Source organism: Paenibacillus sp. J31R34 (assembly GCF_059383715.1).
The window spans coordinates 169,291-184,588 of record NZ_JBXENU010000001.1 but is presented as its reverse complement, the minus strand read 5'-3'; the positions used below and the strand labels follow the sequence as shown (position 1 = coordinate 184,588).

Sequence of the window (15,298 nt, the reverse complement as noted above, 5' to 3'; positions counted from 1 at the left end):
CCTTTAGATTTGTTGCAACATGTTGCGCCGAGCTTCCAGATACGGTGTCCTGTTGGACATCTGCTTTGCGTTGTGCTCTCGCAGTTCTGCCGGGCTGAGAGCTGAATTTTTGATGATGACGAACAAACAGTAGCTAATCCAGCCTTTCTCAAGCGCGATCGAGCTATTGGCAAAGTTCCGAATGGAATTTTGTACGACTTCCGGCAGACCTTTCGTATTCTCCGCGTGCTCAGGATCATGCAGAGAGTTGGCGACCTGCTTGGAGACGTCAATCACTTCGTCAAGAACGAGGTGATGCTCCGCCAGCAGGTCGATCCAGCCTTGTACAGTCGGGATGTAGATGTCGATGCTCGGATCGGCAATGGCTCCGCACAGGTTCGCGATGAAGTCCATCATCAGCACCTGCCCCCCTTCGTTGAGCGCCGAGGACATGTTCTGGAACAGCCCCTGCTTGCCAGGGATGTGGCAGCTAACTTCGATCCCGATCATCATGTCGTAGCGACCTGGGAATCGGTCTTTGGAGCTGTCACCATGGAAGATGGCAGCTTGTGCGCCCAAATTCAGTTCTTGAATTCTCCGGTTGCCAAGGTCCACCTGCGCCTCCGTGATCGTAAAGCCCTGCGTTTTCAGATGCGGGTAGCGCTTGGCCAGCTGAATCACGTCCGTCCCATGACCGCATCCGATGTCGAGCAGAGCCTGCGCGCGCTGGAAATCGCCTCGGCTGAACAGCACGCGGCGCATCTCGATCTGCTTGCTGCGCACCATCTCAAGTTCGGCTGGATATTGTTCCGGGTTCAGGTACACGCGGCTGATCGAGAAGTCGGGAATTTTTTCCTCAAACGGGCAGAAGGTCAGATACTCTTCTTGGAAGCCGGAGTCTCCGCTTTCGACGACGCGCGTATAGAACTCGGCCGCCTTGTTGGAGATGGCAAATTCCTTTTCTTGCGGTTTCGGCCCCTCCACCCAGCATCTACGCTTCACAAATGGATAGGTCGGCAGCGAGACGCGCTGCACGTTCTTGTCGTCATGTAGTCGCTGCCACGGCACTTTGCTGCCGGAGAGCCAGAGGGCGGCCAGTTGCTCAAGATTGCGCTCTTGCAGCGCGGTTTCCACAAGGGCTCTGGCTTGGTGGCGATCCGGTGCAGGACGTGTCTCGTCCACAACAGGCGAGGAGATGTATTCCTGCAAGCGCTGCAGCAGTTCTTCTTTGGAAGAGACGATGAAGGCTGCGCGCTTTTTCATCGGCTCGCGACCGACTTGCAGCGTGTAGGCGATCTGGGCGAGCGTCAGGGATCGGCCCGCTTCGCTCGCGAGATGCTCGGTCAGACGAGCCGCCATGTGCTGCAGGCGATCGTGGTTTCGGGCCGAGAGGATCACCAGTTGCTGTGCTGCGCCAAGTCGTTCTACCTGCACAGCCATCGCGGTCGGAATGTATTCTTCGATCACGGCATGGGCATTCGTGCCGCTGATCCCTGTCGTGCTGATCGCGCCGACTCGCGGGCGGTCTTCCTGCGTCGTCCACGCTCGGTTCTCGGTGCTGACGACGAACGGACTCTCCTCAAATCGGATGTATTCGTTGCTCGATTCGAATCCGTGCAAGCCCAACAGGGTGCGTTCGCGCATCGCCATCAGCATGCTGATCAGGCTGACGATGCCCGATGCGGCAAACGTGTGCCCGATGAGCGGCTTGATCGAGGAGAGCGCACAGTTCTGCTTTTGAGCACCAGGCTTGTGGAAGGCGTTGGTCAGCGCTTGGATCTCCATCGGATCACCTAGCTTCGACCCGGTGCTGTGTGACATGACGAACTGGATATCAGACGAATCGATTCCATAACGGTCATACACGCTGCGGATCAGATCGGCTTGAGCGTCCGGGTTAGGCGATGTGATACCATTCGATTGGCCGTTGTAGTTGACTCCGGTCGCTGTAATGCAGCCGTAGATCTGGTCGCGATCGGCGATTGCTTTGGACAGAGGCTTGAGCACGACGACGGCAACGGCTTCGCTCGGCACCAACCCGTTCGCACGCGAATCAAACACATACGAGTGTCCGTCCGGGGACAGCATGTCGATCTTGCTCATCCCTTGGTAGATCATCGGGGAGATCAAAAGATTGACCCCACCGGCCAGCGCCACGTCGCAGTCCCCTGCGCGCAAGGCTTGGCAGGCTTGATGTAGCGCAACCAGCCCGGAGGAGCAAGCGGCGGTCAACGCCAGATTCGGCCCCTTCAAGTCGAGGGCGTAGGCGATGCGGGCGGCCAACGTCGCATTTTGATTGCCGTTGAGCGGGCCCCCATCCCCTGTCAGGAACCCGTATTCACCCTCTTCGACACCGACGTAGACGCCGCACAACTTGCCGCGAATCTGATCGCCCATGTAGCCGGCATCTTCGAGTGCATGCCATGCTTCCTCCAAGAACAGGCGTTGTTTCGGGTCCATGTACTCTGCTTCTCTCGGCGAGATCTCGAAGAACAGCGGATCGAAGCAGTCGACGTCTTTTACGAATCCGCCCCATTTGGACGTGATTTTGCCTTCTTCATAGTCACTTTGCCAGTCCCAGCGATCCGAAGGAATCTCGGTGATCGCGTTCTTTCCCGATTTGAGGTTCTGCCAGAAGTCCTGCACACTGTCCGCTTGTGGGAAGCGTCCGCTCATCCCGATTACGGCGATCGGTTCGTGAACGCTGGATGTCGGCGGCGGCACGAGAATCTCTTTTGTCACCGCGACTTCTTGCCGGGCCGGAGCGACAACCGGAACGGGTGTCGGTTCAGGGGCTGGTTCAGCAGTCGGTTCAAGGTAGTACTGCGTCATCAACGCCTCGTGTTCGCGCAGGAAGTGCAGGGTCAATTTTTCCATCGTGGAGTGGCTGAAGAACAAGGCCGGCGTCACTTCGAGGCCGTAGTTTTTGGAAAGACGGTTGCCAAGCTCGGCCAAGCTGATCGAGTCAAACCCAAAGTCGACCAGATTTTCCTCGATATCGAGTTCGTCGCGGGAGATTTTCAGGATCTGGCTGACCTGTTCTTTGAGATCCCACTCGATGCATTGCTCAAGCGAGAATCCTTGCAGCTCCGGACGCATCGCTGTACCCGACGAGACGCTGACAGTCGGCGGCGTAGTGGGTTGAACCGCTGTCGGCGCTTGTGCAGCCATTCCGAGGAAGCGTTTGACGCGGCTTGGCTGCCCGACGAAGATCAGATGCTGCACGTCGTTCTGCGAGAGGATCAGGTCAAAGAGCCCCACTCCCTCCTCCGCTTCCAAGAAGCGCTGTCCGCTCGACTTCAGGTAGTTCGCCGTGATCTCTCCTTCATCAAGACCCATTCCGCCTTCTTTCCAGAGCGGCCAGTTGATCACCAGCGTCTGGCCCGGCAACTGCTGTTCGTGACGGTGTTGCGCGTAGGCCATCTGGAAGCGGTTGCCGATCGCGTAGTCGCAGGAACCGAAATCGCCCAACACGGCGGATGACGAGGAGAAGTAGCAGACAAAATCAAGATCGGTCTCCTCCGCCAGCCATTCGTCGAGCAGCAGGGTTCCTGCGATCTTCGGGCTCAGAACCCGTTCAAACGCCTTGATGTCCTTGGCAAAAAGGCTATCGTCCCCGGACAATCCTGCTGCGTGTAGCACGCCGTGCAGAGGTCCGAAGCGATCGCGTGCACGAACCAACCCGGCTTGCATCTGCTCTTTGTCACATACGTCCGCTTGCAGGTAGAAGACTTGGCTACCCAGCATCTCCAGATCGCTCAGCTTTCTTCGCTTCTCTTCGTCGAGCTCGGAGCGGCCGGTAAGAATGAGGTTCACAGGCTGTTTTTGGGCCAGATGCTCCGCGAACAAGTAGCCGAGCGCACCGAGGCCGCCGGTGATCAGGTAGGTACCGCCTGCCCGCACCGTGCGCCCGCCCGCTTCAAGGCGGGTCGGCTGGACGGTGCAGATGTGGCGCTTGCCTGCTTCGTACAGGACGCTTTGCGCTTGCGGGGCATGGAGTTCACGCCAGAGCAGCGGCATCCAGTCTTGAAGCGAGGAAGAGCCCGCCTGCAAGACCGCCGTCACCTTCGTGTTAGGCAGCACTAGGCCCAAAGATCTTTCAAAGCCGATCCACGATTCGAAGTAGCTTCGCTCCACTCCGTTCTCGAATTGCCCAGCCAACAGCAGGCGTTCGGGCTTCAGACCGGATGCGTCGAGGAACTTCAGGATGTTCACGATACTGGAGTACTCTCGAATCAGAGACTTGTCTTCAAGCGGCCACAGATACAGCATCCCGAAGACGTCTCGACGCTCCTCCTGCATACGTTGGAAGGACTCTGGAATCGAGCTTCCCTGTGCGATGAACTCGACTTGCAGGCTCGGGCTCAGGAACTTGAGCGCCTCCCGCACCGTTTGCTGCAGTGCCGGATCGGACAGGAAGAAGACGAGCGTTCCAACGTTCCGGACTGTGACAGAAGGCAGGGATTGCTCTTGCCAGATTTCTCGGAATGTCATCAACTCGAAGGATTCCGGCTGCTTCTTGGCTTGTGCAGGTTTCGCTTGTGCAGGTTCAGCCTGCAGTCCAGTCAGGCGAACGCAGGTGTTCCCTTGGGCGTCGCACAGTTCGATGTTGAGCGTACCATCGCTTCCCTCTTGCACCCTTGCTTGCAGGTTCGTCGAGACCGGGGCCAGCACTTCAAGGTTTTCCACGACGCTCGAAGACATCAGGGTGCGTGCCGCTCCCGCCCTTCCTTCCGGCACCCAGTATCGCTGTTTGGCAAACGGATAGGTCGGCAGGCTGATGCGGCGCGGCTTGTGTTCGCCGTATAACTTGTTCCAGTCCAGCTCCAATCCTCGGACCCACAGGTCGACGAGCTTGACGTGCTTGCGGCGCTGAATCCATTTTTCAATCGCTTCCTGCAGCTCTTCATCGGCGAGGAAGAGCGAAAGGGTGTCTCGGTTGGCTTTGACATGACCGCGATAGAGGGTTGGGACATTCTCTTGACCGGACACGCAGGCGCGCAACTTGGTCGCGAGGTCTTGAAGCGAGTCGACGAGCAGCGCCATGCGCGCATCGTGCGCTTCGCGACCGATCTGCAAGGTGTAGGCGATGTCAGCGATGTCAGCATCTGTGAACGGCTGAGTCTCGATCGCGTGAAGCAGACGCGCGGCCAGCTCCTGCAACCGTTCTTCGTTCTTAGCCGACAACACGATCACGGCCGGATTCTGCGGCGTCACCTCGACAGGCGTGCGCAGCGACTCTGCCGGTACGTACTCTTCGATGATCACGTACGCGTTGGAACCGCCCGCTCCAAACGATGAGATGCCAGCTATGCGCGGCACTTCGCGAACCCGCCCGCCGATCTCCACCAGCGGGCGCTTCCACTCCGCCAGCTCCTGCTGCACGACAAACGGGGTCGCGTCAAAGTCAATGTTCGGGTTGAGCACCTTGGCGTGCAGCGATGGTGCGAGTTGACGATGCTTCAGCTGCAGCAGCACCTTCGTAACGCCGGCGATGCCCGCTGCGCTCTCGCAGTGCCCAATGTTTGACTTGGCCGAGCCGATGGCACAGGATTGCAGATTAGCGTTTTTCCCTGCTTGGAAAGCCTTGGTCAAGCCGGCGATCTCAATCGGGTCGCCAAGCGAGGTGCCAGTTCCGTGCGCTTCGATGTAAGAGACCATGCTCGGGTCAAGCCCTGCCTGCCGCAGCGCCTGCTCGATCACATTCGCCTGCGCATTCGGGTTCGGGACGGTGTACCCGTTGGTTTTGCCCCCGTGGTTGATCGCGGTGGCCTTGATCACGCCGTGGATCTGATCGCCGTCTTCAATCGCCTTGGACAGAGGCTTGAGCAGCACCGCGCCAACGCCTTCGCCCGGCACGTAGCCGTCGCCCCCTTCGCCAAAACTCTCGCATCTGCCCTTGCTCGAAGCGAACTTGCCTTGGCCGAGCAGCAGGTACTTGTTCGGGTGAATCGAGACGTTGACACCGCCGGCGATCGCCAGTTCACAGCCGCCTTGGAGCAAGCTCTGGCAAGCCAGATGAATCGACGTCAGCGAAGACGAGCACATCGTATCGACGGCAAGGCTCGGCCCGTGCAGGTTGAAGAAGTACGACACCCGGTTGGCTATCGACGAGGGGTTGCCAGACAGGGCAAGCGGTCGGCCGAGGATCGTCTCCTGTGCGCCGTACAACTGATACTCTTCGTACATCACGCCGACATAGACCCCGACGTTGCCGTCAAGCCCCAGCCCGCGATGTTTGGCGAGCATCTCGCGCGTATACCCCGCATCTTCCATCGCCTCGTAGACGGTCTGCATGAACAATCGCTCCTGCGGGTCCATGATCTCCGCCTCGCGCGGGGAGATGTTGAAGAACAGCGGATCGAATTGATCCACGCCGTCAATAAATCCGCCCCATTTGCTGTTCGTCTTGCCCGCCTTGTTTTTGTCCGAGTCAAAATAGAGGCTATGATCCCAGCGTTCTTGCGGAATTTCCGTAATCGAATCCTCGCCGTTCCGCAGATTGCCCCAGAATTCCTGAAGGTTGCGCGCCCCCGGATAGCGCCCGGAGACGCCGATGATCGCGACGTCCTGTTCTTCCTTGGCCGCCTTCGCAGGTTGCGCGACCGGCGCTGCATGCACAGCCGTCGAACTCGTGGCCAGCCTCGAACGTCTGCGGCTGCTGATAGCCGACGGCTCAGGAGTGGACGTGGACGCCACCGAAGCGGATTCCGAAACCCGCTCCTGCTCCCTTATGCCCAAGAGCTGCTGCAAGAGAACACGATGGGCGTCCAGGAAGTATCCGGTCAGCTCGCGGAGGTTTTGATATTCAAAGAACAGCGTTTTCGGCAAGGAGCCAAACGTCTTTTCCAGTTGGTTGGTCAGCTGCATGATCAGAATCGAATCGATGCCGTATTTTTCAAAAGGCGCATTGGCTTCAAGCCGGCTGGCTGGCATCTTCAGGACGGAAGAGAGCAACGTCTTGAAATACTCGATCGCTCTCTCTTCAAAATCGCACGAAATGAGAGTCGGCTCTTCTTCCAGCCTAGACACTGGCCCAGCTGCGGCTGTCGGTGCTGTTTTTACAAAAACGGTGCGGATGCGATCCAGATCGCCTTCGCAGACAAGAATCTGGTCTTGCTCGGAAGCCATGCCCTGATACAAGGCGCGAATCCCGGTTGCCGTCTGCATCGGCTTCATGCCGAGGGTCTCTCGCAACGTCTGCTCCGTCTCCTGCTCCACCTGCATCCCGCCGTCTTGCCAGAGCGGCCAGTTGATCGACAGCGTCCGGCCGGAGCGTTTGCCGTTTGCGACCCGCTCGTTTCGATACCCCGCAAAAGCATCGAGGAAGGCATTGGCCGTCGCATAGTCCGCTTGCCCCGGGTTACCGATGGCTCCGGCCACCGAGGAGAACGTCACGAAGAAGTCGAGCGGCAGATGTTGCGTCGCCTCATCGAGATGCACGGCACCGGCCACCTTGGGAGCCAGCACGTCCTGCAACTCCGCTGTCGTCTTCTTGAGGATCAAGTTGTCGCGAATCACGCCTGCGCTGTGCAGGATGCCGTGAAGAGCGCCATGCTCAGCTTGAATGCTCTCAATCAGCTGCATGACCCCCGCGAAGTCGGTCACGTCCACTTGCCTGTACACAACATTTGCGTCCAAGGACTGAAGTTCTGCCTGTTTCTCAGCGCTCAGCGGCCCCCGTCCCGTCAGGACGAGCGTCGCCCCTTTCACTTGCCGTGCGATTTCGCCAGCAAAAATGCGGCCTAGGCCCCCTGCGCCCCCTGTGAGCAGGTAGACGCCTTGGTCCTTCCACGGCATGCGCAACACCTCTTCGCCCGGCTCGACTTCGCTCCATCCTGTTCCCCAGCGTTTGCCGCCTTGGTAACGGACGTGTGCGTCGCCTGCCCAGCGAGCATTTTCTCGCAAGGTCTCCGCAAGGTTGCTCGCATCGTCAACTTCGATCAGTTGCCCGACAAGGTTCGGATTCTCCAGTTGAGCGGTCTTCAGCAGTGTAGAGAGGCCGGCGAAGACCTGCCCGTCCCCTTGCGCCGGAACGACGATCTGCACGAGCGTCTTCCCTTTGCGTCTTTCTTGCAAAATCGACTTGATCGCCTCAAACGCATGTGCTGCATAGGCCTCGAAGCGCTCTGCAAGCCCTTTTTCCTCTGTCTGCAAGATCAGGCTCCGCATCCCGCTCTGTTCGATCTCAGCGACCACTTCGCAGAGCATCACCAGATGGTCCGCATACACCGTCTGCACAGCCTGTAGATTGACCGGATGCTCTGTCCAGTCCGGTCTTAGCATCAGCGTCCCCACCTCGGCTCCTCGCTCACGCTCGAGTATGCGAGAGGAATAGCCCTTCATCCGCACGCGGACGCTTCCGCTCTCGTCGCACAGGTCGAGATCGAGCTTGTGTACCTTGTCACCTGGCTTGTTACCTTCACTGCGGCGCATGAAGGCCCACATCGAAGTGGTGCAAGGCCCGAAGATCTCCAGTTCCTCCAGCGCGAACGGCAGGGCCGTCTGGAGCGTCGTTTCGTCAGTCAGGAAGCCAATGGCCGTCTGCAGAGCCGAGTCCAGCAGGCTCGGGTGCAGGATGAACTGACGCGCGGTGCTGGCGACGGCGGCTGGCAGCGACAAGCGGGCCAAGATCATCTCCTGCCCGACATAGAGGTGCTCCATCCCTTGGAACGCCGGCCCGTACTCAAAGCCCGCTCGGCGGTACAAGTCATAGCATTCCGCCGCGCCTCGTTCGCGCTGCCCGCACTGCTTTTGCAGAGAAGCAAGGTCGAGCACGGGAGCCTCGTCGTCCGACAGGGCCGGTACCGCGTGCCCTTGGCTGTGTACGATCTCGCCATCCAAGCCGCTGTACACTTCAAATCCGATCTCGCCGTTCTCTTCCGGGAACAGCCCGATCTGCACCGACACCGCGTCTTCTTCTGCGATGATCGGACGCGCCCAGACCACATTTTTCAAAGTGATCGACGGCATGTCGGCGGCCTGCTCCAGCGCGGCGCGCGCCATTTCCAGATAGGCGACTCCCGGCAGCACCTTCCGCCCTTGCACCTGATGATCGGACAGGAAAAATTCTCGCCCGGTAAACGTCGAGGAGAAGCGTTGCTCCGTCAGTTTGGAGGTATTGCTGTGCAGCAGCGGATGCAGGGCGGCTGTCAGCGTCGAAGCCTCCCCTTCCTCCATCTCCGGCTCCGGCACCCAGAAGCGCTCTCTGGCAAACGGATAGGTCGGCAGATGAGCACGGCGCGGCCTCGAATCGGCATAGAGTTCCGACCAGTCGATTCGGACGCCCTTCACCCAGAGTTCGGCGATCTCTTGCAGTGGCTTGTTTGCAATGCCCTGCGCCTCCTCCTGCCCCGATCCCGACTGCGACGTCAAGAGACCGGGGAGTGCCCCCCCCTCTGCATAGGTTTCAAAATTCTGACGCGCTTCGTCTCTCGAATGGGCCACAAACGCCAGCCTCACCTCTCTTGCATCGCGTCCTGTCTGCAGGGTGTACGCGATGCTCGCAAGGCTCAGGTCGCACTCCCGTTCGAGGAAGCCCGCCATCGAGGCTGCATACGTCCGCAGCTGTTCCTCGGTCATGGCAGACAACACAAAGAGCAACGGCGCATCCGCTTTTCCTGCTGCCGAAGCCAGACTCTCTTTTTCCAAATGCTCTTCGATGACGACATGTGCGTTCGTCCCGCTGAATCCGAAAGAGCTCACCCCGGCACGGCGCGGCATCCCGGCTGGTACCTCCCATGGAATCAGGTCGGTATTGATGTAAAAAGGACTCTTCGCGAGCCGAATGTGCTCGTTCAATTGGTTAAAATGCACCGTCGGCGGCACCTGTCGATGCTTCATGGCCAGCAGCACCTTGATCACCCCGGCCACTCCGGCTGCCGTCAACAGGTGTCCGATGTTGCTTTTCACCGAACCGAGAGCGCAATAGCCGGTTTTCTCCGTGAAGTGCCGGAAGGACTCGGTCAGCGCCTCGACTTCAATCGGGTCGCCCAGCTTCGTGCCCGTCCCATGCGCTTCGATCAGAGAAATCGTCTCCGGGTCGATGCCAAATCGTTCATACACGTCCTGCTCCAGCTGGATCTGCGAATTGACGCTCGGCGCGGTGATCCCGTTCGTCTTGCCGTCCTGGTTGACACCCCAGCCGCGAATCACGCCATAGATCGGGTCTTCGTCCCGCACAGCATCTTCAAGGCGCTTGAGCACCAAGACGCCCACGCCCTCCCCTGGCACAAAGCCGTTGGCGCGCGTATCAAACGAATAGCAGCGTCCGTCTGGCGACAACATGCCCGCCTTGCTCGTCATGATGTGCAAGGAAGGCCCCGCCGCCGCGTACACCCCGCCGCTCAATGCCAAGTCGTTCGTTCCGAGCAGCAGGCTGTTACAGGCTTCGGCCATCGCCACCAGCGAGGAGGAGCAGGCGGTGTCGATCGCAAGGCAAGGGCCTTTGAGGTTGAGCAGATAAGAGATGCGAGCGCTGAGGATCGAGGAAGCCGCCCCCATCAGGCCTTGTGCGTTCAAGCCTTGATGGTTCAGCGCCTGCCCGTAGTCGTTCGTGCCGCAGCCGACGAACACGCCGGTTCGGCTGCCGGACATAGAGGACGGCGCGATGCCGGCGTCTTCGATGGCCTGCCATGCGCTCTCCAAGAACAGCCGCTGCTGCGGGTCCATCAACTCCGCTTCGGCAGGCGAGATGTTGAAGAACAGCGGGTCGAACTTGTCCGCATCCTCCAGAACGCCCATCCACTTGGAGTAGGTTTTGCCCGGTGCGCTCGGGTCCGGCGAATAGTGCTCGTCGAGCGACCAGCGCGTCGCCGGAATCTCGGAAATGCAGTCGCGGCCTTGTGCGAGGTTGTTCCAGAACTCGTCTGCATTCTTGGACTTCGGGAATTGACCGCTCAGCCCGATGATCGCGATCGCCGCTCCTTCAAAACTCGGCACCGCTTCTGCGCCGGCTGCCGAAACGGACGTGGACTGACGGGATTCCAGATGTTCACACGCCTTGCGCATCAGCAGTTCTGCCACCGTGTTCACATGGCGCTGCTGCCAAGACTCATACGGCGTGCCTTGTACCCACCTGTTGAACGCCCCCATCGCCGGGCCGCAGAAGATCTGAAAATTATCCCGCTCCTGCTCATCCCCTCGCAGAGTCGCCTGTGCGGAATGGGCAAAATACCACTTGAAGATCAGCCCCATCTTGAAACGCGGGTTCTCGGCCGCCTCTTCGAGCTGCTCCGGATGTTTGGCGCGCTTGTAAGCGCAGACGAAATCCCAGACTTCCTCAAACGTCTGCTTAAAATATTTCGTTTCGATCTCACGCCGGATCGACAGCGGAATCTCGTCGATCGAGTTGTATTGGTGGAACAGCTGGTGCAGCTTGTTGGCGCGGGCGGCGAACCGGGTGTTTTTTTTCACCACCTGCACCTTCGCGCCGATCTCAAACATATCGCCTGCAACCGTGATCGCCATGTCGTGGATTGAAACGGACTGCAGCAGGTCCTTGACGACCGGATGGGCCCCGCTCTCTACCGTGCATTGATTGATCGATCCTGTGAAAATAAAATCAGCCCCGAGCATGAAGGCTGACGCGACCGCTTCCGGCGTGCCGATCCCTCCGCCGCAGCCGATGAGAATCTCCTCTTGGTAGCGATACTGCCGCTGGAGCTGGTCTTTAAGCGCGCGGATGGCGGGCAGGAGGGAGAACGATACGCCTTGGTTCGTGTGACCGCCCGAGTCCGCTTCGATCGCGAGGTCGTCGACCAGCGGAATCGTTTGCGACAGGGCGGCCTCCTCCTCGCTGATCAGGCCGTAGCGCAGCAGTTGCTGGACGAGCGGCTCCGGCGGCGGCGAGAGAAACACGCGCGCCGTGTCCAGATGCGAGCATTTGGCAATCAGACGGCGCGGGAAGATCAGCCGGCCGTTTTGACGGGACAGGCCCTTGAGGCGCAGATAGACCAGCGGGAGTGTCGGAGCGGAGAAGGCTGACACTTCGATCGCCTTCACGCCGTACTCGACATACAGTTCCGCTGTGCGCCGCTCTTCGTCCGGGTCGTTCAGGTTGGCGATTAAGCACATGCCATACGGCTTGTCCGAACCCAGCCGCGCCTGAATGCGCTGCAGCACGGGCTCCAGTTCATGCACCTGAAAACCGGCGCTGCCAAAAAAGGCCAGCAGACTAGCCTGCCCCATGCGCACCACCATCTCCTCAGATGCGATCCCTCGATACATCGAGCCGGCAAAGTAACTCCAAATGGTGCGGTATCTCGTTTGGAACAGAGGCTGGCCAAGCGATTCCGGCTGCAGGCGAACCGCCGGATCAACGAGCAGTTCGCGTACAGCATTCGCAAGGGGGACGGACATTTGCAACTCGTGGGATCGAGCCCGTGCTAGGGCCTGTTTGGCCTCTTCAGGGCTGATCTCTTTGGCTTCAAGCGTACGTAAGATCTCTTGTATCTTCATCTGAACCCCTCTTTTACAGCAAAATGTATGGTCGCAAGCACGGCGAGTGCTTGTTAATTTCCGAACAGGGAGATGATTCTGTCTTTCACTTCCGGCTCATGGAATGTCTTTTCATGCATGGCCATTTCTTGCTCAATCACGCGAGGCAGTTCCTCCCGGATCGGTCGGACCAGATGGTCCTTCAAGGTGATCAGCGACACTCTCGGTTTTTCTGCCAGTTGGCGTGCCAGCTGCAGAGCCCGGTTCATCACGTCTTCACGCGGAACGACGGGGAACGGCACGCCCCTTTTTTCCAAATCGGCGCCTCTGTAATTGTTGGCGCTCATCAGCATCTCTTCTCCGAGGGAAAAGCCCAACTTCTTCGGCACGATATAGGTAGCTCCCATGCCGGGTGTGAATCCAAATCGCATAAAATTGGTCGTGTACACGCTCTCACGGCTCAAGATCACAAAGTCGGCAAACAGCCCAACGACAAACCCGCCGCCGATCGCGTGTCCTTGCATCGCGGCGATCACCGGAACCTGGCACTCCAAGGCGAGCGCGTAGACGTTCGCATCGGTGAACCGGCCTCTTCCTTCATGAATCGCCAGCAGTCCTTCCATCGTGCCGCCGGAGCAAAAATAATTGCCATAGCCGGTGAGGATGACCGCCTTGCAGCGTTCATTCGCGGCGATCTCCTCGAACGCTTCGATCAGGCCGCGCACCAGCCCTTCGGTAAAAGTGTTCTTCTGTTCCCGATCCTGCAAGGTCACTTGCACGATCCCCTTCTCGATCTCTCTGCACTCCACCACTGGATTCGTCATGTTCTCCTCCACTCTCCGTGGATCAGCTCTCCCACGGGAATTGCCCCGTTTCGATATAACGGAAAATCAGCTCTTGGTTGCGTGGATCTGCAAACACTTCCCGGTTCGCTTCGAGCGCCAACGGCTTGGCGCGGTGCAGACCGTCCTGCAAGCTGTTCACCAAGCGCTTGTATCGCTCGATGCCGCGCCTCGGCACATAGCGCAGCCGCATGAGATGCTTGCGAAGCAAGGTCTCGCTCTCTGCATCGCAGGCATCGACAAGTCCCCACTCCACGGCTTGTCGGATGTTGACCGGCTGCGTCATCAGCGTCAGATAGTTCGCCTTCTGAAAACCGATTCGCCGGATCAAAAACGGCAGCACGCATGCCGGCAGAAGTCCGAAGAGCAATTCGGACAAGGAGAACTCCGCCGTTTCATCCGCCAGCACGATATCGCAGGCGGCGACAAACCCGACGCCGCCTGCGTTTACCTTGCCGCGAACGTGCGAGATGGTGATAAACGGGCCAGTCGCCAGATCGAGCCACAGGTCGTACAGCGGCTCCGGTGACGGGTCGAAGCTCTGCCCGCTCGCCTTTTTCTCATGCAGCTCTTGAAAATCGGCCCCGAAGCAGAACACGTCCGGCAACCCCTCCAGCACGAGGATCGAAGCCTGTTCCCGGCAGTGATCGATCACCTGGCGACACTCGTACACCAAGCGCTCGTTGATCGTGTTCTTCGCCTCGGGACGGTTGAACTGCAAAAAGCACACCGTGCCTTGCATCCGCACCCGGATCGTCTCGTAGGCGGCCGTGTTCATCAGCACCACCGGTATTCTCGATGGAATTCTGAGATCTCTTCCAGATACAGGCGCTGTCCGACTTGCCCGGAAGCGAGGGCGCCCGGGATCAGGTTCAAGTCCAGCTTGACATTGCGGGTGCCAAATTTGACGGTGCTGCTGCTGTGGAGAACCTTTTCATATTCGTCCATCGACAGTCGGTAGCGGTTGTTCAGTTGCTCCTGAAGCTTGAAGCCGCGCAGGACTTCTTGACTGCGAGAAGTGACGACGCCGCTGTAAAATTCGGAGCAGCAGCCCGAGCCATAGGAGAAGATCCCGATGCGCTTGTTCCCTTCAAACTGCCCGTTGTCGATCGTGCTCGCCAAGGAGAGCAGAACGGTAGCCCCCATGATGTTGCCCACGCGCTGGCAGTAGGTCAGACCCGGCACCACGCGCTGTTGGAAATCGGCTTCGATCTCCGGGCCTTTGACCTTGGCGATCTTGCGCATCATCGTGCGGTGCGCGCCTTTGACCATGCCGCCAAACGGCGTGTGGAAGGACAGGTACTGGAACGTGTCGCGGTAATCGACATCGGCGACGCGGCGCTGGTATTCCAGGAACGCATTCTCGCAGCAATCCAGATACGAGAGCAGGGAGAGGTCCGCGTCGCCCGCTTCGCTGTCGGCCACCGGGCGGCAGGTGTCCATCACCTCGTAGCCGTAATATCCGTTGGCTCCGACATCGACTTGGAACACATGCGGCTTGTCGCTGACCAGAAGCGCCACCGCGCCTGCGCCGCCGCTCGGTTCGGCGAACGACCAGTCTTCGCTGAGCGCATCTCCGCCTTCGACGGCCAGGAACCGGGAGATGTCCGTGGCGACTACGAGCGCTTTGGCTCCGGGCGAGACTTGGGAGAGGATGAAGTTGATCGCCATCTGTAATCCGGCTGTGCCTGAATAGCAGGCTTGCTTGATCTCGAACAGGCGGCAGGTACGGCTCAGTCCCAGATGATGATGCACGTAGGTGCTGAGCGACTTGCCGAAGTCGATCCCGGATTCCGTGCAGGTGATCAGCAGTTCGATGCGGTTTTTTTCTTCCTCGGACAGCGCATCGACCACCGGCTTGGCCGCGTTGACTGCAAATGTCACCGGGTCTTCAAACGGCAAGGCGACTGCCTTTTGCTTCATCAGCAAATTTTCAAATCTGGGGATGTCCAGATTTCGATGTCTGGCCAGATCCATGACATCGAGATACGCGGTCCCCCCGAACACATTCATCGCTTCGATACCGACGGCAACCATAG

Annotated in this window: 4 protein-coding genes; all 4 read right to left on the bottom strand. The window is 59.1% G+C overall.

Annotated features, from left to right (window positions below; genetic code table 11):
* Positions 1–3: 3 nt before the first annotated feature.
* Genes AC50YG_RS00670 through AC50YG_RS00655 form a run of 4 tightly spaced genes read right to left on the bottom strand, consistent with a single transcriptional unit; the run spans position 4 to position 15,296 of the window.
* Complete coding sequence (locus tag AC50YG_RS00670; protein ID WP_494824027.1) at positions 4–12,438, bottom strand: PfaD family polyunsaturated fatty acid/polyketide biosynthesis protein; 12,435 nt, start codon at positions 12,436–12,438, stop codon at positions 4–6.
* 53 nt (positions 12,439–12,491) lie between these two features.
* Positions 12,492–13,241 (bottom strand): polyketide synthase, encoded by a 750-nt coding sequence (locus AC50YG_RS00665; protein WP_494824025.1) that lies wholly within the window; start codon positions 13,239–13,241, stop codon positions 12,492–12,494.
* Between the two features lie 22 nt (positions 13,242–13,263).
* Complete coding sequence (locus AC50YG_RS00660; protein WP_494824024.1) at positions 13,264–14,037, bottom strand: enoyl-CoA hydratase/isomerase; 774 nt, start codon at positions 14,035–14,037, stop codon at positions 13,264–13,266.
* Positions 14,037–15,296 (bottom strand): hydroxymethylglutaryl-CoA synthase family protein, encoded by a 1,260-nt coding sequence (locus AC50YG_RS00655; RefSeq protein ID WP_494824023.1) that lies wholly within the window; start codon positions 15,294–15,296, stop codon positions 14,037–14,039. Before AC50YG_RS00655 ends, AC50YG_RS00660 begins: the two co-directional genes overlap by 1 nt.
* Positions 15,297–15,298: the final 2 nt, after the last annotated feature.

Bases quoted from the DNA above. Each gene is read 5' to 3' on its own strand.
- AC50YG_RS00670 (WP_494824027.1), bottom strand. From the start codon at position 12,438: ATGAAGATACAAGAGATCTTACGTACGCTTGAAGCCAAAGAGATCAGC.
- AC50YG_RS00665 (WP_494824025.1), bottom strand. From the start codon at position 13,241: ATGACGAATCCAGTGGTGGAGTGCAGAGAGATCGAGAAGGGGATCGTG.
- AC50YG_RS00660 (WP_494824024.1), bottom strand. From the start codon at position 14,037: ATGAACACGGCCGCCTACGAGACGATCCGGGTGCGGATGCAAGGCACG.
- AC50YG_RS00655 (WP_494824023.1), bottom strand. From the start codon at position 15,296: ATGGTTGCCGTCGGTATCGAAGCGATGAATGTGTTCGGGGGGACCGCG.